Genomic DNA, 24,629 nt, shown 5'->3' on the forward strand with positions numbered 1-24,629 from the left:
GGGGGCCCCGCCCCCCGCACCCCCCGGGATTTCCCCGGACAGAAGCAGAGGAACAGCGCATGAGCCCCAGGGACGAGATACCGGACCTTCGCGGTCTGGACGGCGACGGCTCGGTGCAGGTGCATCAGGACGCCGCCCTGAAGATCGAGGGCGCCAAGGTCTTTTCGGTCTATGGCAAGGGCGGCATCGGCAAGTCGACGACCAGTTCCAACCTGTCGGCCGCCTTCTCGATGATGGGCAAGCGCGTGCTGCAGATCGGCTGCGACCCCAAGCACGACAGCACCTTCACCCTGACCGGCAAGCTTCAGCCCACGGTCATCGACATCCTGAAGGAGGTCGATTTCCACGCCGAGGAACTGCGCCCCGAGGATTTCGTGACCATAGGCTTCAACGGCGTGAAATGCGTCGAGGCGGGCGGGCCGCCTGCGGGCACGGGCTGCGGCGGCTATGTCGTGGGGCAGACCGTCAAGCTCTTGAAACAGCACCACATGCTCGAGGATACCGACGTGGTGATCTTCGACGTGCTGGGCGATGTGGTCTGCGGCGGGTTCGCCGCGCCGCTCCAGCATGCCGACCGCGCGCTGATCGTGACGGCAAACGATTTCGACAGCATCTATGCGATGAACCGCATCATCGCGGCGGTGCAGGCCAAGTCGAACAACTACAAGGTGCGGCTGGCCGGATGCGTGGCCAACCGGTCGCGCGAGACGAACGAGGTGGACCGGTTCTGCGAGAAGGTCGGCTTCAGGCGCATCGCGCACATGCCCGACATCGACGCGATCCGGCGCAGCCGCCTGAAGAAGAAGACGCTGTTCGAGATGGACGCCGACGAGGACGTGGTGCGCGCCCGCGCCGAATACATCCGGCTGGCCGAGGCGCTGTGGCGGTCGACCGAGGCCGCTCCGCTGACCCCGGCCCCCCTGCCCGACCGCGAGATCTTCGAACTGCTGGGATTCGACTGATGGATGCCTGGTCCGCCACCCGCGCCCGGGTCGAGGACTACTTCGACCGCTCCGCGACCCAGGTCTGGGCGCGGCTGACCAGCGACGCGCCGGTCAGCCGGATCCGCCAGACCGTGCGCGAGGGCCGCGACGCCATGCGCGCGCTGATGCTGTCGCGGCTGCCCGCCGATCTGGCGGGCGCACGCATCCTCGACGCGGGCTGCGGACCGGGCGTGATGACGGCGGAACTGGCGGCGCGCGGCGCCGACGTGGTGGCAGTGGACATCTCGCCCCGGCTGATCGAGATCGCCCGGGCCCGGCTGGCCCCCGACCTTGCGGCCCGCGTGACCTTCGTGGCGGGTGACATGCTGGCCGACCGGGGGCGGTTCGACGCCATCCTCGCGATGGACAGCCTGATCTACTACGCCGAGCCCGACATCCTGCGCGCCCTGTCGGACCTGTCGGCGCGGTCCGGCCGCGTCGTCTTTACCGTGGCGCCCCGGACCCCGGTGCTGATGGCGATGTGGGGCGCGGGCAAGCTGTTTCCCCGCGCCGACCGCTCGCCCGCCATGGTGCCCCACGCCCATGCGCGGCTGGCCCGTGGCCAGCCCGGCCTGTCCCGCGTCGGCCGCGTCGCGCGCGGCTTCTACATCAGCGAATGTCTGGAGGTGGCGGCGTGATCGTCACGAAGAAACAGGTCCAGTCGCTCACCCTCCGCTGGCTGCCCTTTGCCGACGCGGCCTCCGAGGGGCTGCCGCTGGGCCAGCTCCTGCGGCTGTCGCTGTTCCAGGTGTCGGTGGGCATGGCGATGGTGCTGTGCCTCGGCACGCTGAACCGCGTGATGATCGTCGAGTTGTCGGTGGCCTCGCTGGTCGTGGCCTCGATGATCGCCATTCCGGTTCTGGTCGCGCCCTTCCGCGCGCTTCTGGGCTTCCGCTCCGACACCTATCGCAGCGCGATCGGGTGGAAGCGCATTCCCTATCTCTGGTTCGGCAGCCTCTGGCAGATGGGCGGCCTCGCGGTGATGCCCTTCGCGCTGATCGTGCTGTCGGGCGATCATGTGCATGACGTGCCCTTCGCGGGCGAGGTGCTGGCGGCGCTGGCATTCCTGATGACCGGCCTCGGCCTGCACATGACGCAGACGGCGGGTCTGGCGCTCGCCTCCGACCGCGCCACCGACGAGACGCGCCCCCGCGTGGTCGCGCTTCTCTATGTGATGTTCCTGATCGGCATGGGGATTTCGGCGCTCGTCGTGGGCTGGCTGCTGCGCGACTACAGCCCGCTCACGCTGGTGCGGGTGGTGCAGGGCTGCGCGCTGGCCACGCTGCTGATCAACCTCGTCGCGCTGTGGAAGCAGGAGCGCGTGCGCCCGATGTCCGAGGCCGAGCGCAGCGCGCCCCGGCCTCTGTTCCGCGACGCCTGGGCCGACCTGATGGCCGGCGGGCAGGCCGGGCGGCTGCTGGCCGTGGTCGCGGTGGGCTCTCTGGGCTTCAACATGCAGGACGTGCTTCTGGAACCCTATGGCGGCGAGATCATGGGGCTGTCCGTCGCCGCCACCACGCTGCTGACCGCGATCTGGGCCGCCGGTGCGCTGGCGGGCTTCGCGCTGGCGGCGCGCTGGCTGACCCGCGGGATGGACCCCTATCGCATGTGCGGGCGCGGCATCCTGATCGGCATCGCGGCGTTTTCCGGTGTCGTGTTCGCGGCGCCGCTGGGATCGCCGGTGCTGTTCTACGCCGGGGCCTGCGGCATCGGCCTGGGCGGCGGCCTGTTCTCGGTCGCCACGCTGACCGCGGCGATGACGATGCCCGCACAGGGCATCGCGGGCCGGGGCCTGGCGCTCGGCGCCTGGGGCGCGGCGCAGGCCACGGCGGCGGGCCTGGCCATTCTCATGGCCGGCGCGCTCCGCGACGGCATCGGCGGCCTCGCGATGGGCGGCCACCTCGGCACGGCGCTGGCCACCCCGGCCTTCGGCTATTCCTTCGTCTACCACCTCGAAATCGGACTTCTGTTCCTCACCCTCGTTGTGCTCGGCCCGCTGGTGCGGCTCGGGCGTCTTTCCCCTTCCACCCAGGGCGGCCCGGCCAAGATCGGTCTTGCCGACCTGCCTGCCTGACCAAGGAGGACCATCATGGTTGGCGTCACATTCTGGGGCAACTTCGACCTCGCAAGCCTGTCGATCTGGCTGTTCTGGGGGTTCTTCGCGCTGCTCATCTACTACCTGCAGACCGAGAACATGCGCGAAGGCTATCCGCTGGAAACCGAGGACGGCGCGCCCGCGCCGAACCAGGGGCCCTTCCCGGTGCCCGCACCCAAGACCTTCCTGCTGCCGCACGGCCGGGGCACCGTGACCGCCCCGAACCACGCGCGCGAGGCGCGCGAGGTCGCGCTGGCCCGGACCGCGACGTCCGACGGCTTTCCCCACGCCCCCACCGGCGATGCGATGAAGGACGGCGTCGGCCCCGCATCCTGGGCGCCGCGCCGCGACCTGCCGGAACTCGACGGCCACGGCCACAACAAGATCGTGCCGATGGCGCGGGCCGAGGGCTTCATGGTCAGCGCGGGCCGCGACCCGCGCGGGATGCGCGTGCAGGCCAATGACCTGGCCTTCGTGGGCACCGTCAGCGATCTCTGGGTGGACGCGCCGGAACAGCTTGTGCGCTATCTCGAACTGACACTCGGCACGGGCGAAAAGCGGCTGGTGCCGATGCCCATGGCCAAGATCGAAGGCGACCGGGTGCGCGTCAACGCCCTGTCCTCGGATCTCTTCGCGGGCATCCCCGCCACCCGCTCGACCACCGAGGTCACCATGCTCGAGGAAGACAAGATCTCCGGCTACGTCGCCGGGGGCCTGATGTATTCGGCCGACAAGCGCGCCTCGAAATGGCGCGCGCTGTTCGGCTGACCTGACCGCCCCGGGGCCAGCCCAGGGCTGGCCCCGGCCCCGTCACGAACCGGAGACCTGCGCCCATGTCTCACGACGATTTCGCCTTCGAAACCCACCCGGGGCTTCCCGCCGATCTGCCGCGCGGCGAGACGATCCTGTGGCAGGGCCGCCCCGACACCCGTGCGCTCGCCATGCAGGCCTTCGGACTGCGGTGGGTGCTGGCCTATTTCCTGCTGGTCGTGCTGTGGCGCGCCGGCGCCGGGGCTTCGGCTGCCGGGCTGCCCGGGGCGCTGGCCTGGGGCCTGCCCTATGTCGGCCTTGCCCTCGGGGCCGCGCTGCTGATCCTGGCCCTTGCCTGGGCACAGGCCAAGGCGACGGTCTACACCATCACGACCGCGCGCGTGGTGCTGCGCGTCGGGGCCGCGCTGTCGGTCACCTTCAACCTGCCGTTCCGCCAGATCGCGGGCGCCCAGCTTGACCTGCGCCGCGACGGAACCGGGACCATCGCGCTCGACATCCAGGGCGACACGCGGCTGTCCTATCTGGTGCTCTGGCCGCATGTGCGCCCCTGGCGCTTCCCCACCCAGCCCGCGCTGCGCGCGATCCCCGATGCCGCGCGCATCGCCCGGCTTCTGGCCGAGGCCGCCGAAACCCGCCTGTCGCAGCCCGAGGTGCGGCGCGAGACCGGGCCCGCAACCGCCGTCGCGGCAGAATAGGAGGGAACGCCATGGCCACCTTCGACGCCCAGCCCGCCCTGAAGCACCGCGACCGCGAGATGATCCCGCGTGTCCTTTTGCGCGCCATGGCGGCGCTTGTCGCCGCCACGCTGGCCGTGGTCAGCTTCGCGGTGCTGACAGGCCGCGACACCGTGGGCCAGCCCGCGCCCGCCGCCATCCTGTCGGAACGCACCATCGCCCTGATCGGCGGCGGTGCCCAGGCGGTGACCGTGCTCGACGCCGACGGGAACGTGCTGGCCGATCTTGCCCACGGCGGCTTTGTCACCGTGGTGCAGAACGGCCTGATGACCACACGCCGCCGCCACGGGCTGAGCCCCGACCTGCCGGTGCGGCTGGTGGCCTATGCCAACAACCGCCTTGCCATCGAGGACCCGCTGACGGGGTGGAGCGTGGAACTCTACGCCTTCGGCGGCGACAACAGGGCGGCCTTCGAACGCCTGCTGGCGCGCTGAACCTGCCAGACGCGGGCCAGACGCCTGCCAGACCGATGCCAGGCAAAAGAAGACGACAAAAAACAAGGGAACCAGACACATGGGACTTTTCACGAAGGAAAGGGAAGAGGTGCCTGTCACCGTCGAGGTCAGCCACCGCTTCGAAAGCCTGCACGCGCATGTCCGCTTCAACAACGGTGCCGTCGTCCATCCGGGCGACGAGGTGCTGGTCCACGGCCGCCCGATCCTGGCGGCCTGGGGCGAGGTGATCAGCGAGGACCGCACCGCCACGATCACCCGCGCCTCCTGGCTGGAACGCCAGTGGACCCGGCTGACCGGCGATTTCGAGTTCATGGAACTGTGCGAATTTTCCTTCTCGGACGAGGTGCTGCAATGAACGCCCATGCCACCACACATGACGAGCTGCATTCCGAACTGGCCGCTGCCTACGACACCACCGCCATGGCCACGGAAACGACCCTGCTCAATCCCCGCTTCTACACCACCGACTTCGACGAGATGGACCGCATCGACGTCACCTCGGTCCGCGCCGAATGGGACGCGCTGCTGGCCCGGATGAAGTCCGACCCGAACAAGGGCCATTTCAAGAAGAACGCCGACTGGGACAAGATCGACTGGGACGCGATGGAACCCGGCCTCAAGCGCGAGTTCATCGACTTCCTCGTCTCCTCCTGCACCGCCGAATTCTCGGGTTGCGTGCTCTACAAGGAAATGAAGCGTCGCGGTGCAAACCCCGACATCTGCGAGCTTTTTTCCTACATGAGCCGGGACGAGGCGCGCCACGCGGGCTTCATCAACGACGCGCTGCGCGAGGCGGGCGTGGCGGTGAACCTGGGCTTCCTGACCAAGGCCAAGAAATACACCTACTTCCGGCCCAAGTTCATCTACTACGCCACCTACCTGTCGGAAAAGATCGGCTACGCCCGCTACATCACCATCTTCCGGCATCTCGAGGCGCATCCCGAACACCGGTTCCACCCCATCTTCAAATGGTTCAGGGAATGGTGCAACGACGAGTTCAGCCACGGCGAGGCTTTCGCGCTGCTGATGAAGACCGACCCGAAGCTGACCACCAGCTTCACCAACAAGCTGTGGATCCGGTTCTTCCTGACCGCCGTCTACTCGACCATGTGGGTGCGCGACCATGCCCGGCCCCGCTTCCACGAGGCGCTCGGCGTCGACATCGAGTGGTATGATCAGGAGGTCTTCCGCAAGACCTCGACAATCGCCCGCCAGATCTTCCCGATCGAGCTCGACATCGACCACCCCCGCTGGAAACCCAACCTGAGGCGCATGAATGACGCCTTCATCGCGATGGACGCGGCCCGCAAGCAGGGCGGCGTCATGGGCCGGATGAAGGGCCTTGCCGCCACCGCAAGGGCCGCGCTTGCCTTTGCCAGCCTCTACCTGATCCCCGTCAAGCATCAGGACCTGCCTGCGAACGTGCGGCTGGAGCCGTCCTACTGACGTCCCCGCACCGCTGCCGGGGGTCTGGGCGCGGACCCCCGGCGGCACAACAACGAAAGGAGTGACATGGAAAACCCCTGGATCGCGGCCCTTGCGGCGCTGTTCCTGTGGTGGTTTTCCACGGGCCTCCTGCTGATGCGCGTCCGAGCCGCCGACAACCGCGGCCATGACGCGCATATCTGGTCCTGCCTGCTGACGCTGCCGGTCCTGGCCGCCGGCGTCATCGGGGCCAGCCAGACCGCCGCCGACCCCTCGTCGCTGGGGGCCTTTCTGGGGTTCCTCTCGGCGCTCGCCGTCTGGGGCTGGATCGAGCTTGCCTTCCTCTCCGGCCTGATCACAGGCCCGAACCGCAGCCCCTGCCCCCCCGGTGCCGGCGGCTGGGACCGCTTCGTCCGCGGCTTCGGCACCGTCGCCTGGCACGAACTGGCGCTGCTCTCGGCGCTGCTCGTGCTGGCGCAGATCGCCCAGGGTGCCGCGAACCCCTTTGCATGGTGGACCTTCGCGGTGCTGTTCTTCGCCCGCATCTCGGCCAAGCTGAACCTGTTCTTCGGCGTCCCCCGCATCCACACCGAATTCCTGCCGCGCACCCTGTCGCACCTGCCCAGCCATTTCCGCCGCGCCGGGATGAACCCGTTCTTCCCGGTCTCGGTCAGCCTGCTGACCTTTGCCGCCTATTGCTGGCTGGAACGGCTCTGGCAGGCGGAAACGCCTGGCCAGACCACGGGCTTCGCGCTGCTGGCGGCGCTGACGCTGCTGGCACTGCTGGAACACTGGTTCATGGTGCTGCCGCTGCCCGACCAGAAACTCTGGCGCTGGATGATGCCCGCGCCCAAACCGATGACCAAGGACTGAGAGGCAAGACGATGGATTTCCAAGGCTTTTTCACCCAGGAACTGGATCGCCTGCGGGCCGAGGGCAACTACCGCGTCTTTGCGGAACTGGAACGGCGGCGCGGCGCCTTTCCGCGCGCGACCCGCTGGCGCGACGACGGCACGACCGAGGACATCACCGTATGGTGCTCGAACGACTATCTGGGGATGGGCCAGCACCCGGACGTGGTGCAGGCCATGGTCGATACCGTGCAGTCCTGCGGCACCGGCGCGGGCGGCACGCGCAACATCAGCGGCACCAACCACTGCCACCGCCTGCTCGAGGCGGAACTGGCCGACCTGCACGGCAAGGAAGGGGCGCTGCTGTTCACCAGCGGCTATGTCTCGAACTGGGCAGCACTCGGCACGCTCGGCGCCAGGATCCCGAATGTCGTGATCCTGTCGGACGAGAAGAACCACGCCAGCATGATCGAGGGCATCCGCCATTCCCGCGCCGACAAGGTGCTGTGGCGCCACAACGACTGGCGCGACCTTGACCGCAAGCTGCGCGCGGTGGGCGACCGGCCGAAACTGGTGGCCTTCGAATCCGTCTATTCGATGGACGGCGACATCGCCCCCATCCGCGAGATCGTCGAGGTCTGCGAGGCGCATGGCGCGCTGTCCTACATCGACGAGGTGCATGCGGTGGGCATGTATGGCCCGCGCGGCGGCGGGGTCAGCGAACGCGAAAGACTGGCGCATCGGATCGACCTGATCGAAGGCACCCTGGGCAAGGCCTTCGGCGTGGTCGGCGGCTATGTGACGGGCAGCGCCGCGATGTGCGATTTCATCCGGTCGTTTTCCAGCGGCTTCATCTTCACCACCGCCCTGCCCCCGGCGGTCGCGGCCGCCGCCACGGCCTCGATCCGCCATCTCAAGACATCGGGCGCCGAACGCGCCGCACAGAAGGATCGCGTGGCCAAGGTGCGCGCACGGCTCGACCGGGCGGGCATCCCGCACATGGCCAACGACAGCCACATCATTCCGGTGATGATCGGCGATCCGGTGAAATGCCGCATGATCAGCGACATCCTGATGCAGGACTGGGGCATCTACGTGCAGCCGATCAACTACCCCACCGTGGCCAAGGGCACCGAGCGGCTGCGCATCACGCCCTCGCCCCTGCATTCGGACACGGACATTGACAAACTCGTGAGGGCGCTCGAATCCCTCTGGAAACATTGCGCCCTGTCGCACGCGGTGGCTTGATCGCGGGGCATCCGGCCCCAGTTTCCCAAGACCGACACCACTTGGGAGAGACCGATGCGCACGATCCTTGCCATGGCCCTGGGCCTCGGCACCGCTGCGGCCCCGGCCTTCGCCGCAGGCGATGCCGAAAATGGCGCGAAACTGTTCGGCCAGTGCCAGACCTGCCACATCGTCCAGAACGAGGCGGGCGAAACCCTTGCGGGCCGCAATGCCCGCACCGGGCCGAACCTCTACGGCGTGATCGGCCGGCAGGCCGGCAGCGTGGAGGGCTTCCGCTATCAGCCCTCGATTGTCGAGGCGGGCGCCGCGGGGCTGGTCTGGGACGAAACCGAACTGGCGGCCTATCTGGTCAATCCGCCCGACTACCTGAAGGCGCGGCTGGACAACCCGCGCGCGCGGTCCGGCATGTCGCACCGCGTGCGGCAGGCGGACGATGCCGCCGACCTCGCGGCCTTCCTTGCCACGTTCTCGCCCGCGGCGGCCGGGGACGGGGCTGACTCCGGCACCGAAACGGCGCCCGCAACCAACTGAGGTGCGGACGGCGCGGGGCACGCTCCCGCGCCGCCACCGCGCGCATTTCCTGACAAGTCGTTAACGCGGCCGCTCAAGCCATTGAAATCGCTGCGTCCGAAAAGCGTCCCACGATGGGACGCCCGCTTCGCGTCAGACCCACTTTGCCAGCGGCGGCAGGCTCATCAGCACGGCATTCGCGTCGTGCCCGGTGGCCAGCCCGAACTTGGTGCCCCGGTCATAGACCAGGTTGTATTCGGCATAGAGCCCGCGATGCACCAGCTGGATATCCCGGTCGGCCTCGGTCCAGGGCTGGCCGATCCGCCGTTCCACCAGCGGCACATAGGCAGGCAGGAAGGCCCGCCCGATGTCCTGCGTCAGGGCAAAATCCGCCGCCCAGTCGCCGGTGTTGCGGTCGTCCATGAAGATCCCGCCCACCCCGCGCGCGCGCCCCCGGTGCGGCACGAAGAAATACTCGTCCGCCCAGTCCTTCAGCCGCGGATAGAGATCGGCGCCATGCGGCGCCAGGAACCGCGCCAGCGTCTCGTGGAAATGGGCCGTATCCTCGGCGTATTCGATGCAGGGGTTCAGATCCTCGCCGCCTCCGAACCACCAGGCATGCGGGGTCCAGAACATCCGGGTGTTCATGTGGACCGCCGGTGCATGCGGGTTCTGCATGTGGGCAACCAGGCTGATCCCCGAGGCCCAGAACCGCGGGTCGTCGGCCATCCCCGGCACACCGCGCGCCGCCATCGCCTTCTGTGCCTGCGCCCCGAGCGCGCCGAACACGGTCGAGACATTGACGCCGACCTTCTCGAATACCCGCCCGCCGCGCATCACGCTCATCAGGCCGCCGCCAGCGTCAGAGCCGTCGTCGGAATGCCGCCGCGTCGCGGTGACCTCGAACCGGCCGGGCGGAAGCGCGGCGGTCGGACCCTCCGTCAGCCGGTCCTCCAGCCCCTCGAACGCAGCGACGATCTGGTCCCGCAGGTCGCGGAACCAGGCCGCCGCGGTGTCGCGCTCCACGTTCAGACCGTCCAGCATCGCATCCTCCTGTCAACTTCGGCTGACAGTAGCAAAGCCGCGGCAGTCCCGGCAATGCGGCATCGGCGGTCACGGCGCGCGGCGCTACAGCCCCATGCCGAACCGCAGCCCGTCGAACACGGCGGCATGGATGTTGCGGCTTTCCACCGCATCGCCGATGCGGAACAGCCGGAACCGGCCATCCGGATTTGGCGCCAGCGCCTGCACCCTGCCCTCGATCAGCGCCGGGTAATCGACCTGCCCCAGATTGGACGAGAGCGGCTTCAGCGCCAGGTACAGATCGTCCAGCGGGCGCGTCCCGTGGTTCACCACCACCTGATCGACCCGACGATCCTCCTGCGCCGGGCCGTAGTCCGACCCGAGCCGCGCGGTCAGCGCGTTGCCGTCGCGCCGCACCTCGCGCAGCCGCCATGTCACCGTGAATCGCGCCCCCGCCTGCTGCAGCGTCTTGACGAAGGGGGACAGGCTCATCCCCATCACCTCGGGCGCAAAGCTGCGGTCGGGCGTGACGATCTCGACCCGGCCACCTGATGCGGCGATGCGCTCGGCGGCCTGCAGCCCCGCGAAATCGCCCGCATCGTCATAGACCAGCACATCCCGCCCCGGCAGCGCGTCGCCCGACAGGATGTCCCAGGCGGACACCACCAGATCCGCGCCGCGCGGCACCACATCGGTATGCGGCAACCCCCCGGTGGCCACAATCACCACGTCGGGGCCTTCTGCCAGCACCGTTTCGGGTTCGGCGACCGTGTTGAAGCGGAAGGCCACGCCAAGCCGCTGGCACTCGGCCTCGCGCCAGGCGGTCACGCCCAGCAACTCGCGCCGACGTGGCGAGGTCGCCGCCAGCCGCACCTGCCCGCCCGCCTGCGGCGCCGCCTCGAGCACCGTGACCCGGTGCCCGCGCTCTGCCGTGACCCGCGCGGCCTCGAGCCCGCCCGGCCCGGCCCCCACGACCACGACATGCAGGCCACCCCCCGATTGCGGCACCTCCTGCGGCCAGTCGCGTTCGCGCCCCGTGGCGGGGTTGTGCAGGCACAGCGCCTGCCCGCCCTGATAGATCCGGTCGAGACAATAGTTGGCGCCGACGCAGGGGCGGATGCGGTCCTCCTGCCCCGCCAGCAGCTTCTTCAGGATCAGCGGGTCTGCCAGATGCGCCCGCGTCATCCCCACCATGTCGAGCTTGCCGCTTGCGATGGCGTGACGCGCGGTCGCCAGATCCGGGATCCGCGCGGCGTGGAACGTGGGCAGGCCGAACTCGGCGCGGATGCCGCCCGCGAAATCCAGATGCGGGGCCGATGCCATGCCCTGCACCGGGATCACCGTGGTCAGCGCCGGATCGGTGTCGATATGCCCGCGGATCACGTTCAGGAAATCGACATGGCCGCTGTCCACGAGGCGCCGCGCAATGGCCCGGCCTCCGGCGGCGTCGATGCCGCCCTCCGCCATCTCGTCACCCACATAGCGGACGCCGACAATGAAATCCGGCCCCACACGGGCGCGTATGGCCGCGAGAACCTCAAGCGAGAACCGCATGCGGTTCTCGAGCGTGCCGCCCCAGATCCCATCCATGTCATTGGTGCGCGGCGACCAGAACTGGTCCATCAGGTGGCCGTAGCATTCGATCTCGATGCCATCGAGCCCAGCCGCCTGCATCCGCTGCGCGGCATCGGCATAGTCCTGAACGATGCGGGCGATATCCCAGTCCTCGATCAGTTTGGGAAAGGCGCGATGTGCCGGTTCGCGGGCGTATCCGGGGGCGACGACCGGCAGCCAGTCGCCCTTGTCCCAGCGGGTGCGGCGGCCAAGATGCGTCAGCTGGATCATCACCGCCGCCCCTGCCTCGTGGCATTCGTCGGCAAGCTCGGCCATCCAGCGGACCACCTCGTCCTTCCAGGCAAGGATGTTGTTGAAGGCGGGAGGGCTGTCGCGGGCGACCGATGCCGAACCCGCCGTCATGGTCATCGCCACGCCTGCGCGGGCGCGGGTGGCGTGATAGGCCCGGTAGGCGGCCTTGGGCATGCCATCCTCGGCATAGGCGGGTTCGTGCGATGTGATCATGACGCGGTTGCGCAACCGCAGATGCTTCAGCCGGTAGGGTTGCAGGAGGGGATCGTTCGACATGGGCGCTCCTCTGTCCGGCACAGACTGTCGTGTGCGCGGGTTGCGGGATAGCCAGAAAACGACCCCTCAGGCGCCGATAAGCGCCCGGACCTGCGCCACCCCCGTCTCGACAAGCCCCGCATCGCCCCGCGCCTCGACGTTCAGCCGCAACAGCGGCTCGGTGTTCGACCGCCGCAGGTTCAGCCGCCACCGCCCGAGGTCGAGCGACAGCCCGTCGGTGTCGTCCCGCGCCATGGCCAGCGGGGAAAGCGCCGCCTCGACCCTGGCCACCGCGGCGGCCGGATCGGGCAAGTGGAAATTGATCTCGCCCGATGAGGGAAAGGCCGCGCGGCGGCTGTCCACCAGGTCGGCCAACCCGACACCCCGGCGCGACACCAGTTCGGCCACCAGCAGCCAGGGGATCATGCCGGAATCACAGGCCATGAAGTCACGGAAGTAGTGATGCGCGCTCATCTCGCCGCCATAGATGGCGCCGGTCGCCCGCATCGCCGCCTTGAGATAGGCATGGCCGGTGCGGGCCTGCACTGCCCGCCCCCCGGCCCGCTCCACCACGTCCTGCGTGTTCCAGACGACGCGGGGATCGTGCACGATCGCCGCGCCGGGTTCGCGCGCCAGCGCGGCCTCGGCCAGCAGGCCCACGACATATTCGCCGTCCACGAAACCGCCGCGATGGTCGAACAGGAAGCAGCGGTCGAAATCGCCATCCCAGGCCACACCGAAATCGGCCCCGGCGGCGACAACCGCCCGCGCCGTGGCCGGGCGGTTCTGCGGAAGCAGGGGGTTCGGGATCCCGTTGGGAAAGGTGCCGTCGGGATCGTGGTGCAGCCGGGTGAAGCGCAGGGGTGTGTCGGCCAGGGCGGCGGCAATCGCATCGAAGGTGGGGCCAGCCGCGCCGTTTCCGGCATTCACCACGATGTGCAGCGGCCGCAGCGCCCGCGTGTCGACCAGCGACAGGACGCGCGCAACATAGGCCGCGCGGGTTTCCGGGGCAGCCGACACCGCGCCCGGCAGGGCGGCCGCGAATGCGCCCGCCTCGGCAAGCGCCTGCACGCGCGCCATGTCGGTTGCCGGATCGAGCGGAGCCGACCCGCGCCCCACTAGCTTCATCCCGTTGTAATCCATCGGGTTGTGTGACGCCGTCACGCAGATGCCGCCGTCCGCGCCGTGGTGGTCGGTCGCAAAGTACACCTCTTCGGTGCCGCAAAGCCCCAGGTCGATCACCTGCACGCCCTGCATCACCAGCCCATCGGCAACCGCAGCCGACAGCGCGGCCGACGAGGCCCGGCAGTCGCGCCCCAGAACGACCCGGCGTGCCGCCATGCCGTCGGCGAACGCGCGTCCGATGCGGCGGGCGATGCCCTCGTCGAGGTCGATGCCCAGGCGCCCGCGGATGTCATAGGCCTTGAAGCAGGTCAGCGTCATGCCGGGTCTCCTTGCCGCGCCCGGCCCGTCATAGGCGGCGCGATCCGGCCCGTCCAGCATCGGCGCACCTTGCGCAATGCCGCGGTGGCCGCGACAGTCGGGCCAAAGGCGGAAGGGGGAATGCTCATGGGACGACTGGCGGGCAAGCGTGCCCTTGTGACGGCGGCGGGACAGGGCATCGGGCGGGCATCGGCGCTTGCCATGGCGGCCGAGGGTGCGGACGTCCTGGCCACCGACATCAACCCCGAGGCCCTGGCGACCCTGAACGGCGTCCGGACGAAGGTTCTGGACGTCCGCGACCCCGGGCAGGTCGGCGCGATGGCTGCGGAACCGGTGGATGTGCTGTTCAACTGCGCGGGCTTCGTGGCGCATGGCACGATCCTGGACTGTGACGAGGATCAATGGGCCTTCAGCATGGACCTGAACCTGACCGCCGCCTACCGCATGTGCCGCGCCATCCTGCCCGGGATGCTTTCGCGGGGCGGTGGCAGCATCATCAACATGTCCTCGATCGTCTCCGGGCTGATCGCGGCGCCCAACCGGTTCGTCTATGGCACCACCAAGGCCGGCGTGATCGGCCTGACCCGTTCGATCGCGGCAGATTTCGTGACACAGGGCATCCGCTGCAATGCGATCTGCCCGGCGACCGTCGAAAGCCCGTCGCTTGAGGCGCGGCTCGCGGCGACAGGGGACTACGCGGCGGCACGGGCGGCCTTCACGGCACGCCAGCCGATGGGACGGACCGGCCGACCCGAGGAGATCGCCGCGCTTGTGGTATATCTCGCCTCGGACGAAAGCGCCTTCACCACCGGCACGACACAGATCATCGACGGCGGATGGTCGAACGTCTGAGCGCGGTTCTGCCGCCCCGCGCCGGCGACACTACGCCGCCCGTCCGAAAGCCGACGATGCGGCAGGCGCATCACATCCGGGCCACCTCGGCCCAGACGTGTTCCGGCAGCCCGCTGGCATGCGCGGTCAGGTGCGGTTCCGCAACTGCGCGGGCAGCCCGGCCACCGCGTGGCGAGGTCGGCAACGTCACCGGTCCGATACAGCGTCTTCGTTCGGACGCCGCGGACCGGAAAGCAAACGACCCGCGGGCCGGTCACGGCCTGCGGGTCGATGCAAATCATGGTGGGCGATAACGGATTTGAACCGCTGACATCTTCGATGTGAACGAAGCGCTCTACCGCTGAGCTAATCGCCCGGTGGCGGGTCTATTATTCCGCTTCGGCAGCCTCTGCAAGGGGGTCGCCGTCTTTCTTGGCGTCGCGCTCGGTGGCCTTGCGGAAGCGCACCATCATCGTGCCCTTGTCGCCCTTGGTCCGGGTTACGGCCATGCGACCCAGCGGCGGCAGAACCAGGGACTCACCCTTGGCAAGCGCCTCGCCCAGTTGTGCGAGCGTCGCATCCACGATCTCGCGCACGGCCTTCTTCTTTGCGCCGGTCGCGGTTTCCACGCGCTCGAACAGCACGCGCTTGGTCAGCGACGGTGCTTCGGGCGCGCCTTCGGCGGCGCCTTCCTTGGGCGCGCGCTTCCGCTTGGCACCCTTTGCCGCAACGGCGGCTTCTTCTGCGTCGGTCATCTGTGATCCTTTCAGGGCCAGAAATTCGTTCCGAAAAAACTATAGTCGTTTTTTCTTTTATTGCAATGCCTTCTAAGACAAGAATCGCAGAATAGCCTGACACTGGCGGTCGGCGCGCGCAACTGCCCGGAATATCATCGACAAAGGGGCGCGCCCTGCGGCGCGCCCCTTCGGAACGATGGTGACCGGTTGAACGATCAGTGCGCGGTCTGGCCCGCCGCAGCCTCGCTGGAGGCATGGCGCGCGGCGGCGGCGGCCTCTTCGGCTGCCTCATCCCATTCCACGGGTTCCGGCGCGCGCACCAAGGCACGCGTCAGCACCTCGCGCACATGGCTGACCGGGATGATCGTCAGGCCCTCGGTCACGTTGGCCGGAATCTCGGTCAGGTCCTTGGCGTTCTCTTCAGGGATCAGCACGGTCTTGATGCCGCCCCGCAGAGCGGCGAGCAGTTTCTCCTTCAGGCCGCCGATGGCCAGCACATTGCCGCGCAGCGTGACCTCGCCCGTCATGGCGATGTCCTTGCGGACGGGAATGCCCGTCAGCACCGAGACGATCGAGGTGACCATGGCGATCCCGGCCGAAGGTCCGTCCTTGGGCGTCGCGCCCTCGGGCACGTGGACGTGGATGTCCACCGTCTCGAACTTCGGCGGCTTCACCCCGATCTGCGGACTGATCGAACGCACGAACGAGCTCGCCGCGTCGATCGATTCCTTCATCACGTCGCCCAGCTTGCCCGTGGTCTTCATCCGCCCCTTGCCGGGCAGCTTCAGCGCCTCGATCTGCAGCAGGTCGCCGCCGACCGATGTCCAGGCCAGGCCGGTCACCACGCCCACCTGATCCTCCTTCTCGGCCAGGCCATAGCGGAACCGCTTGACCCCGAGGAAGGACTCGAGCCGCTCCGGCGTTACCTCTACCGAGTTGACCTTGCCCTTCATGATCTCGGTCACAGCCTTGCGGGCCAGCTTCGCGATCTCGCGTTCCAGGTTCCGCACGCCCGCCTCGCGGGTGTAGGTGCGGATCATCTCGGTCAGCGCGGTGTCGGCGACGGTGAACTCGCCCTTCTTCAGGCCATGGTTCTTCACCTGCTTGGGGATGAGGTGGCCCTTGGCGATCTCGCGCTTCTCGTCCTCGGTGTAGCCGGCCAGCGGAATGATCTCCATCCGGTCAAGCAGCGGCCCAGGCATGTTGTAGGAGTTCGCCGTGGTGATGAACATCACGTTCGACAGGTCGTATTCCACCTCGAGGTAGTGATCGACGAATGTGTTGTTCTGTTCGGGATCCAGCACCTCGAGCAGGGCCGACGACGGGTCACCCCGGAAATCCTGCCCCATCTTGTCGATCTCATCCAGCAGGATCAGCGGATTGGTGGTCTTTGCCTTCTTCAGCGACTGGATGATCTTGCCCGGCATCGAGCCGATGTAGGTGCGCCGGTGGCCGCGAATCTCGGATTCATCGCGCACCCCGCCCAGGCTGATGCGGATGAATTCGCGCCCCGTGGCCTTGGCCACGCTGCGCCCGAGGCTGGTCTTGCCCACGCCCGGAGGGCCGACGAGGCACAGGATCGGGCCCTTCAGCTTGGCGCTGCGTGCCTGGACCGCAAGATACTCGACGATGCGTTCCTTGACCTTTTCCAGCCCGAAGTGATCGGCATCGAGAACCTTCTGTGCCGCGCCGAGATCCTTCTTCATGCGGCTTCTGACGCCCCAGGGAACGCCCAGCAGCCAATCGAGGTAGTTGCGCACCACGGTCGCCTCGGCGCTCATGGGCGACATGGTCTTCAGTTTCTTGACCTCGGCCTCGGCCTTGTCGCGCGCTTCCTTGGAAAGCTGCGTCTTGCGGATACGCTCTTCCAGTTCGGCGATCTCGCTCTCGCCCTCGCCATCGCCCAGCTCACGCTGGATCGCCTTCATCTGCTCGTTCAGATAGTATTCGCGCTGCGTCTTCTCCATCTGGGTCTTGACGCGGCTCTTGATCTTCTTCTCGACCTGCAGGACGGACATCTCGCCCTGCATGTGCCCATAGACCCGCTCCAGCCGCTGCGCGACATCAAGCGTCTCGAGCAGTGCCTGCTTGTCCGCGACCGAGATGCCCAGGTGCCCCGCAGCCAGATCGGCCAGGCGCGCAGGTTCGCGCGTCTCGCTCACGGCGGCGACCGCCTCTTCGGGGATGTTCTTCTTGATCTTGGCGTATTTCTCGAACTCGTCCGTCACCGCGCGCACGAGCGCCTCGACGGTCGAGGGATCGCCCGGAAGTTCGGTCAGCGATGCGACGCGCGCCTCGAAGAAGGCATCGTTCTTCAGGAAATCGGTGATCCGCACGCGGCGCTTGCCTTCGACCAGCACCTTCACGGTGCCGTCAGGCAGCTTCAGCAGTTGCAGCACCGAGGCGAGCACGCCGGCCTTGTAGATCCCGTCCGTGCCCGGATCGTCGATCGTGGGGTCGATCTGGCTGGAAAGCAGGATCTGGCGGTCTTCTGCCATCACCTCCTCAAGCGCCCGCACCGACTTTTCCCGTCCCACGAACAGCGGCACGATCATGTGGGGAAAGACCACGATGTCGCGCAGCGGCAGGACCGGGTAGCTGGGGGAAAGAATCTCGGTCATCGGATGTCCTTGTCTGGCAGGAAGACCCGGCCCCGGTCATCGGCGGCCCAGGGGTCTTCCCCTGTCGGTCGCCATATCTGGGGGTCGGGGAGCCCCGAGTCAACCTTGCCCCGGGTGGGCCCCTTCTGTGCATTCACCATGCGCCTGTGGCGGGTTTGCGGCAAGACGCGGCGTCGGCATATGGCGGAGCGTTGCGCAGTCGGCCGCAGGGCAGACTCAGGCAAGGGCGGTGCGCGGCGTCGCCTGCAACCGGATGCCGTCGCGGGCTCGAACGGTCAGGTGCGCCTCGGGCACGGGAACGCTGCCGGGAACCGGATCGAACTGCCAGGCGCGGACCAGGCGGGCCAGCAGGATCACGCCCTCGGCCATCGCAAAGCCCGCGCCGGTGCAGACGCGCGGTCCGGCCGAGAATGGGATCCAGGCATTGCGTGACGATGCGCGCCCGTCCTCGGTCTGCCAGCGGTCAGGATCGAACGCGTCGGGGTCGGCCCAAAGCCGTTCGTGGCGGTGCAGGTGCCATGGCGACAGGACGACCTGGGCACCGGGCGCAACCGCGCGTCCGCGAAACGTCTCGGCCCGCGTTGTCTCGCGCACCATCATGGGCACCGGCGGATAAAGGCGCAGCGTCTCGCGGAACACGTCGCGGGTGAAACGCAGGCGCGACAGGTCCGAGAAGCCGGGCGGATCGGGCAGCGCGGCGGCCTCGACCGCCACACGCTCCTGCGCGCGGGGGTGGGTGGCCAGAAGGTAGAGCGCCCAGCCAAGCGCCGAGGCCGAGGTCTCGTGCCCCGCCAGAAAGAAGATCGCGACCTGATCGACCATTTCCTGCGTGCCGAACCGTTCGCCCGTCACCGGGTCGGCGGTTGTCATGATCTTGGTCGCCAGGTCGTCGGGCGCGGTGCCTGCCGCGATGGCCTTCGCCCTCGCGGTGGTCATGTCTTCGATCAGCCGCCGGATATGCGCGGCGGTGCTGCGCGTGGCGCGGCGATGCATGCGCGGAAACCACGCGGGCAAGGGCACGAAAGCCGCAAGGTTCAGGATGGGCTGGGTGCGTTGATGTGCGCGGAAGGCATGGAATACAGCCTGTGCGGCGCGGTGCTCGATGGGAATCGAGAACAGCGTCCGGAATATGACATCAGCGGCGGCATGGCTGGCCGCCTCCTCGACCTCGATCTCGCCGGCCGTGATGCGCGCCGCCGCCGCGTCGGCGGCCGCCAGCATCGCGGGAAACGCGTCGCGCAGGCGCCCCCCCTCGAATGCCGGGTCGATGATGCGACGCTGCCGCTTCCACAGGTCGCCGTTGGTCACGAACACCGACTGACCCAGTAGCGGCCGCAAGCCCTCGGCCACGCGGGCTGACTTGGGGAAGTCGTCCGGCCGCTCCTTCAGCACCAGGTCGATCAGGGCGGGATCGTTGCACATGTAGCTGCGGAAGAACGGCGTGCGGAATTCCGCCATCCAGGCGCGGTAGAGCTTGGCGGGTTGCGCCGACAGGATATCGCGCCGGAACAGGCGCAGGTAGCGCCACAGGCTGACCCGGTCGGGCCGGGGGGCAGGCTTGGGCGGAAGCCCGGCCGGGGCATCCGCGGGACCGCCGGAACCGGCAAGGGGCAGCGGGCCGGACATGGGTCAGGCGACGGCGGTAAAGCGGTTCACCGGCCTCTCGATCCGGCTGGCCGAGGGAGGGCGTCCCGCGAAATGGTCGGCGAGGGTCCGGGGGCCTGCGGTGATGCGGAAATAGTCGTAGTCCCAAGGCTGGCCGGGCAGCGCGTCGAAGGCGCAGAGATACTGGAAATGCAGCCGGAAATAGCGGCGGCGCAGGGCGTGCAGGGTCGCGGGTGCCAGCGTCTGCGTGAAGGCGGCCGACACGACCAGCGGCCAGCGCTTGCCCGGCGGGGCCACGCCCGATACGGCGACAGGATCGCAGAGCGCAAAAGCGCAGCCGTCACCCGGCGCGCTGATGTCCACCCAGGTCAGCGCGTCGGCGGTGGAAAGAAAGGCGAGGTCGCCCCGCAACTTCCGCGCCCGGGGCAGGAAGCTGACCATTGGCACGACCTGCCCCAGCGTCAGGAAGGAAAGGGCCGGGTGATGCCCCGGCAGGCCGTCCCGGATCATGTCGGCGAGCACCGATACACCCAGATGCGCGCCCGAGGAGTGTCCGATCACCAGCACCTCGTCCCAATCCTCGGTCATGGCCGTGGCAATGGTCTGGCGGAAGTCGGCCATGCGGGCGGCAAGTTCGGGCGGGTCGGCCCCGAGGTCGCGCGCGGTGAAGGCATAGTCGTGCATGAGATACCACGCCATCAGCCGGTTATCGATCCGCCGGAACCCGGCCAGCACGAGGCTGGCCGCGATACCGCCCACGATGCAAAGCACAATCAGGCCGTGCCACATGTCCACGAGATCCGGCATCGCCAGCGCCGCGCCCCGCGCCGCCAGCCAGCCCGCAGCCAGCGCCACGCCCAGTTGCGCCAGCAGCATCACCACCGGATACAGCGCCGCAATCACCGGCCCGGCCCGCAGCCGCATCAGCCGGAACAGCGCGCCCGTTCCGATGTAGAGCGCGGCCGTGCGGGCAAGCTGGGCATAGGTGGCGAGGATCCCGGCATCCATCGAGGTCTTGACGATGTCGGACCAGACCAGAACCTCGACATCCGCACGGGTCTCGGCCCCGTCGATGCGGGTCGAGACGTGCCAGCCATAGCTCCCCTTGCCACGGCGCGGCCGCAGCGTCAGTTCATAGCCCGACAGGGCTGCCTGGGCCGTGCCTTCCTTGCGGTAAAGCTCGCGGTAGCGGCGGGGGTGGAACGGGTCGTAGCCCGGTATGTAGAACACGCGGCGGCGAAAGGCGCCCGGCCCCTCATCCCGCTCGTCCTTGTGCCGGTCGTCGCGCATCTGCCCCTTCCCTTCGGCACTGCTTTGCCCGGTCATTCTGGCAGAATTGTGGGCGGGGGTCAGCCGAGCACGGCCAGGGCGGGGAATGTCTCGAGCAGCCACCAGGAAAACGCCGAGAATGCCCCGGTCATCAACGCAACGCCGACGATGACCAGAAGCACGCCCATGATCCGTTCGATCAGCCGCATGTGGCGCTTCAGCCGCCCCATCAGCCCGATCGCCCGGCCGATGAACAGCGCCGCCAGCAGGAACGGCATCCCGAGCCCGAGCGCATAGACACCCAGCAGCAGAGTGCCGCGGGCCACGCTGGCCTCGGCGGCCGCGATGGACAGGATCGCGCCGAGCTGCGGCCCGATGCAGGGCGTCCAGCCGAAGGCGAAGGCCAGGCCGAGAAGATAGGCGCCGAACGCCGAGCCGCCCCGATCCCCCGCATCGAGCCGCGCCTCGCGGTCGAGGATCGGAATCCGGAAGACACCCAGGAAATGCAGGCCGAACACGATCACCACCGCGCCCGATACCTGGGCCAGGCGTTCCTGATACTCCAGAAAGAACCGCCCCATGACCGACGCGGTGAAACCCAGGAACAGGAAGACCGTCGACAGGCCCATCACGAAGAAAAGGGCAGGCAACACCACGCGGCGGCGCGCGGCGGCGGCCCCCTTCATCTCGCCCATGCTGATGCCGCCCATGTAGGCCAGATAGGGCGGCACGATGGGCAGCACGCAGGGCGACAGGAACGACAGGACCCCCGCCGCCAGTGCAATCAGCATGGCAGGCAGCAGGCTTGCGTCAATCAGGTCAAATCCGGCCACGGCGTTCCCCCATGCTCGCCTTAGCCTGCGGCGGGCGCGACGTCACGCACCCGCCTTTCACGTTCGCGTAGCCTCAGCGGCCCAGTGACCACCAGCCCTTGCGGCGCGGCTTGGCAGGCTCGGCGGCGGCGGTCGGCGCGGGCTCGTACTGGCCCGGATCAGGGGACAGGTCAGGCGCGTTGGCAGGACCTTCGCCCGGATCGGGCAACAAGGATGCCGGAGGTGCAGGCTCAGCGGCAGGAGGGTCAACCTCTGCGGGTGCCGGGACGGCATCGAACAGCGCCGGATCGGGAACCGGGGCACCGGCCTCGGCCACGGTCTCGCCCGGATCGGGCAGCAGCGCGTGCGCCATGTCCGGCGCCGGGGGCTCGACCGCCACGACATCGACCTGCGACTCCGCCGCCGGGGCGGCCTTGCGGCTCCGAGACCGGGTGCTTTTCGGCTTGTCCGCAGGCGCGGGTGCAGGTGCGGGCGCGGCCGGTGCAGGCGTCGATGCCGTGGCATCGGCCTTCGGCTTGCGGCTGCGGCTGGTCCGGGTGCGGGCTGGTTTGGCGGGTGCGATGTCCTGCGGTTCGGTCACGACCTCTGCCGCGGCGGGCACTTCGGGTGCAGGGTCCGCACCCATGGCCTCGGGCGCCGCGTCGGGCGTGACATCAGGTTCTTCCCCGTCGTCGCCGTCCTCCTCGTCATCCGACGCATCCTGCGCCTGACCGTCGGCGCCGTTGGCCTTGTCACCGGACGCGCCCCGCCGACGCCGACGCCGACGACGCTTCTTCTTGCCGGGGGCGCCGTCGCCGTTGGATCCGGCCTCGGTGCGATCCTCCTCGACGGCGGCCGCATCGGCGTCGACCTCGTCGGCCTCTTCCAGCGGCAGATCCTCGTCGTCCTCGATCTCCTCGACCGCCTCACCCATCAGGCTGGCATTGCCCGAAATCACCGTGCGCGGGGTTTCCGGGACCACACGGGTCGCGGTCTTGAACTTCTCCAGGCTGTAGTCGGGCGACACCAGCTTGGGGTCGGCCTCGATCCGCACCGCCATGCCATAGCGCGCCTCGATCAGCGCAAGATGCTCGCGTTTCTGGTTGAACAGGTAGTTCACGATGCCCACCGGGGCACGCAGCAGCACCTCTTTCGACCGGCGGCGCGTTCCTTCCTCTTCCAGTGCGCGCAGGATCGTCAGCGCCATGCTGTCGTCCGACCGGATCAGGCCCGTTCCATGGCAATGCGGGCAGGGCTGGGTGGTGCTTTCCAGCATTCCCGGCCGCAGCCGCTGCCGGCTCATCTCCAGCAGGCCGAAACCGCTGATCCGCCCCACCTGGATGCGCGCGCGGTCGGTCTTGAGCTTGTCTTTCAGGCGCTTCTCGACCGCGGCGTTGTTGCGCCGTTCCTCCATGTCGATGAAGTCGATCACGATCAGGCCGGCCAGGTCGCGCAGGCGCAACTGGCGGGCCACCTCATCGGCCGCCTCAAGGTTGGTCTTGAGGGCGGTTTCCTCGATCGAGCCTTCCTTGGTGGCACGGCCCGAGTTGACGTCGATCGCCACGAGGGCCTCGGTCACGCCGATGACGATGTAGCCGCCGGATTTCAGTTGAACGGTCGGGTTGAACATCGAGGCCAGATAGCTTTCGACCCCGTGCCGCGCGAACAGCGGCATCGGGTCGTCATAGCGCTGCACCTGGCGCGCGTGGGACGGCATGATCATCTTCATGAAGTCCTTGGCGGTGCGATAGCCCGCCTCGCCCTCGACCAGCACCTCGTCGATCTCGCGCGAATAGAGATCGCGGATCGACCGCTTGATCAGGTCGCCTTCCTCATAGATTGCGGCGGGCGCGATGGATTTCAGCGTCAGCTCGCGGATCTGTTCCCACAGGCGCATCAGGTACTCGTAGTCGCGCTTGATCTCGGGCTTGGTGCGCTTGGCACCTGCGGTCCGGATGATCAGGCCGGCACCTTCCGGCACCTCCATCTCGCCCGCGATTTCCTTCAGCTTCTTGCGGTCGGCGGCCTGCGTGATCTTGCGCGAGATCCCGCCGCCCCGCGCCGTGTTCGGCATCAGCACGCAATAGCGGCCGGCAAGGCTGAGATAGGTGGTCAGCGCCGCCCCCTTGTTGCCGCGCTCCTCCTTTACCACCTGCACCAGCATGATCTGGCGGACCTTGATGACTTCCTGGATCTTGTAGCGGCGCGCCCGCGGCTTCCGGGGCGACTGGATCTCCTCGGCGACGTCCTCCTCGGCGACCGACTCGATCTCGTCGTCAAGGTCGGTCGCGTGGTCCATTGCACGATAGGGGCGCTCGGCCTCGGCTTCCTCGTGCTCGGGCTCCGGGGCGACGGGTACCGCGACGAGGCCGTCGGCATCGGTATCCTCACCGAGATCGACCACATCCATACCGGCGATGCCCTGCGCAGGCTCTGCCGTTTCACCCGTGACCACGACGCCGGCCTGTGCCGTCTCGGCTTTTGGTGCCGGGCGTGACCCGCGCGCGGAGGACCGGCGCGAACGGCCGTTTTCCTCTTCTTCCTCGGCCCGCGCGAGCGCGCGCTCCTCGTCCAGCAGCGCCTTACGGTCGGCCACGGGGATCTGGTAGTAGTCCGGGTGAATTTCGGCGAAGGCAAGGAACCCGTGGCGGTTCCCGCCGTAGTCCACGAACGCCGCCTGCAGCGAGGGTTCGACGCGCGTCACCTTGGCGAGGTAGATGTTCCCCGCCAGCTGCCGCTTGTTCAGTGTCTCAAAATCGAATTCCTCGACCTTGTTTCCGTCCACCACGACCACGCGGGTCTCTTCGGCGTGGGTGGCATCGATAAGCATCTTCTTGGGCATGTTGGTCCATTGCGCCCGGATCGCGAGACGGCCCCCGGGGGACCGGCGGCGGGGTCACGGGATGACGGGCGGCTTGTTCGGGCGGTAGCGCGCATCGGCCATAGCTGCGGACTGCCCGTGGGGCAGACGTCGCATTTCCTGTCCAATATCGCGCGCATCATCGCGGTTCACATCTGGGCGGCTTGCGCCACCCACCTTCAAAAGCCCGTTTCGCCAATGACTTGCGGGCAATTCAGCGGCCTTTCGGCCGATC

At 68.3% G+C, this 24,629-nt stretch carries 21 protein-coding genes and 1 tRNA gene; 12 read left to right on the forward strand and 10 right to left on the reverse strand.

What is annotated here, in order from left to right:
- Positions 1-59: 59 nt before the first annotated feature.
- The 11 genes from bchL to KF887_14445 all read left to right on the forward strand — a co-directional run bounded on the left by bchL (position 60) and on the right by KF887_14445 (position 9,093).
- Positions 60-962, forward strand: coding sequence for a ferredoxin:protochlorophyllide reductase (ATP-dependent) iron-sulfur ATP-binding protein (gene bchL / locus KF887_14395; protein ID QYK40595.1), 903 nt, complete (start codon positions 60-62; stop codon positions 960-962).
- Positions 962-1,621 carry a magnesium protoporphyrin IX methyltransferase gene (bchM, locus tag KF887_14400; protein ID QYK40596.1) on the forward strand — a complete coding sequence of 220 codons (660 nt, stop codon included), beginning with the start codon at positions 962-964 and terminating at the stop codon, positions 1,619-1,621. Before bchL ends, bchM begins: the two co-directional genes overlap by 1 nt.
- The gene (locus KF887_14405) at positions 1,618-3,057 is read left to right on the forward strand and encodes a PucC family protein (GenBank protein ID QYK40597.1); all 1,440 of its coding nucleotides are present in this window, start codon (positions 1,618-1,620) and stop codon (positions 3,055-3,057) included. The genes bchM and KF887_14405 overlap by 4 nt, the downstream gene beginning before the upstream one ends.
- A gap of 15 nt (positions 3,058-3,072) precedes the next feature.
- Positions 3,073-3,846, forward strand: coding sequence for a photosynthetic reaction center subunit H (puhA, locus tag KF887_14410; GenBank protein QYK40598.1), 774 nt, complete (start codon positions 3,073-3,075; stop codon positions 3,844-3,846).
- A 65-nt stretch (positions 3,847-3,911) separates the two neighbouring features.
- Positions 3,912-4,544, forward strand: coding sequence for a PH domain-containing protein (locus tag KF887_14415; protein ID QYK40599.1), 633 nt, complete (start codon positions 3,912-3,914; stop codon positions 4,542-4,544).
- 11 nt (positions 4,545-4,555) lie between these two features.
- Positions 4,556-5,017, forward strand: a complete 462-nt coding sequence (locus KF887_14420) for a photosynthetic complex assembly protein (protein QYK40600.1) — start codon at positions 4,556-4,558, stop codon at positions 5,015-5,017.
- Positions 5,018-5,096: 79 nt separating this feature from the next.
- Positions 5,097-5,393, forward strand: coding sequence for a hypothetical protein (locus tag KF887_14425; GenBank protein ID QYK40601.1), 297 nt, complete (start codon positions 5,097-5,099; stop codon positions 5,391-5,393).
- On the forward strand, positions 5,390-6,484 hold the full coding sequence (gene acsF, locus KF887_14430; GenBank protein QYK40602.1) for a magnesium-protoporphyrin IX monomethyl ester (oxidative) cyclase: 1,095 nt from the start codon (positions 5,390-5,392) through the stop codon (positions 6,482-6,484). Before KF887_14425 ends, acsF begins: the two co-directional genes overlap by 4 nt.
- Before the next feature lie 66 nt (positions 6,485-6,550).
- Positions 6,551-7,336 (forward strand): DUF3623 domain-containing protein, encoded by a 786-nt coding sequence (locus KF887_14435; GenBank protein ID QYK40603.1) that lies wholly within the window; start codon positions 6,551-6,553, stop codon positions 7,334-7,336.
- Positions 7,337-7,347: 11 nt separating this feature from the next.
- Positions 7,348-8,562, forward strand: coding sequence for a 5-aminolevulinate synthase (gene hemA / locus KF887_14440; protein ID QYK40604.1), 1,215 nt, complete (start codon positions 7,348-7,350; stop codon positions 8,560-8,562).
- A 72-nt stretch (positions 8,563-8,634) separates the two neighbouring features.
- On the forward strand, positions 8,635-9,093 hold the full coding sequence (locus KF887_14445; GenBank protein ID QYK43587.1) for a cytochrome C: 459 nt from the start codon (positions 8,635-8,637) through the stop codon (positions 9,091-9,093).
- 132 nt (positions 9,094-9,225) lie between these two features.
- On the opposite strand, the gene hemF is transcribed toward KF887_14445, so the two are convergent.
- The 3 genes from hemF to KF887_14460 all read right to left on the reverse strand — a co-directional run bounded on the left by hemF (position 9,226) and on the right by KF887_14460 (position 13,659).
- Positions 9,226-10,116, reverse strand: a complete 891-nt coding sequence (gene hemF, locus KF887_14450; protein QYK40605.1) for an oxygen-dependent coproporphyrinogen oxidase — start codon at positions 10,114-10,116, stop codon at positions 9,226-9,228.
- Positions 10,117-10,200: 84 nt separating this feature from the next.
- The gene (locus KF887_14455; GenBank protein QYK40606.1) at positions 10,201-12,237 is read right to left on the reverse strand and encodes an NADH:flavin oxidoreductase; all 2,037 of its coding nucleotides are present in this window, start codon (positions 12,235-12,237) and stop codon (positions 10,201-10,203) included.
- Between the two features lie 66 nt (positions 12,238-12,303).
- Entirely contained in the window at positions 12,304-13,659 is a 1,356-nt protein-coding gene (locus KF887_14460) for a phosphomannomutase (GenBank protein QYK40607.1), read from the reverse strand.
- Positions 13,660-13,779: 120 nt separating this feature from the next.
- Between KF887_14460 and KF887_14465 the strand changes: the two genes are divergently transcribed.
- Complete coding sequence (locus KF887_14465) at positions 13,780-14,511, forward strand: SDR family oxidoreductase (GenBank protein QYK40608.1); 732 nt, start codon at positions 13,780-13,782, stop codon at positions 14,509-14,511.
- Between the two features lie 280 nt (positions 14,512-14,791).
- Here the strand turns inward: KF887_14465 and KF887_14470 are convergent.
- From KF887_14470 to KF887_14500, 7 genes are all read right to left on the reverse strand, one after another.
- Positions 14,792-14,866: transfer RNA gene (locus tag KF887_14470), tRNA-Val, on the reverse strand.
- 13 nt (positions 14,867-14,879) lie between these two features.
- Positions 14,880-15,245: an HU family DNA-binding protein gene (locus KF887_14475; GenBank protein ID QYK40609.1), complete on the reverse strand. Its 366-nt coding sequence runs from the start codon at positions 15,243-15,245 to the stop codon at positions 14,880-14,882.
- Between the two features lie 197 nt (positions 15,246-15,442).
- Positions 15,443-17,848, reverse strand: a complete 2,406-nt coding sequence (lon, locus tag KF887_14480) for an endopeptidase La (GenBank protein QYK40610.1) — start codon at positions 17,846-17,848, stop codon at positions 15,443-15,445.
- A 216-nt stretch (positions 17,849-18,064) separates the two neighbouring features.
- On the reverse strand, positions 18,065-19,474 hold the full coding sequence (locus KF887_14485) for a cytochrome P450 (protein ID QYK40611.1): 1,410 nt from the start codon (positions 19,472-19,474) through the stop codon (positions 18,065-18,067).
- 3 nt (positions 19,475-19,477) lie between these two features.
- Complete coding sequence (locus KF887_14490) at positions 19,478-20,743, reverse strand: hypothetical protein (protein ID QYK40612.1); 1,266 nt, start codon at positions 20,741-20,743, stop codon at positions 19,478-19,480.
- A 59-nt stretch (positions 20,744-20,802) separates the two neighbouring features.
- Positions 20,803-21,555 (reverse strand): cytochrome c biogenesis protein CcdA, encoded by a 753-nt coding sequence (locus KF887_14495; protein QYK40613.1) that lies wholly within the window; start codon positions 21,553-21,555, stop codon positions 20,803-20,805.
- A 73-nt stretch (positions 21,556-21,628) separates the two neighbouring features.
- Positions 21,629-24,376: an Rne/Rng family ribonuclease gene (locus KF887_14500; GenBank protein ID QYK40614.1), complete on the reverse strand. Its 2,748-nt coding sequence runs from the start codon at positions 24,374-24,376 to the stop codon at positions 21,629-21,631.
- Between the last annotated feature and the right edge of the window lie 253 nt (positions 24,377-24,629).

It is taken from the genome of Paracoccaceae bacterium (assembly GCA_019454225.1).
GTDB lineage: Bacteria > Pseudomonadota > Alphaproteobacteria > Rhodobacterales > Rhodobacteraceae.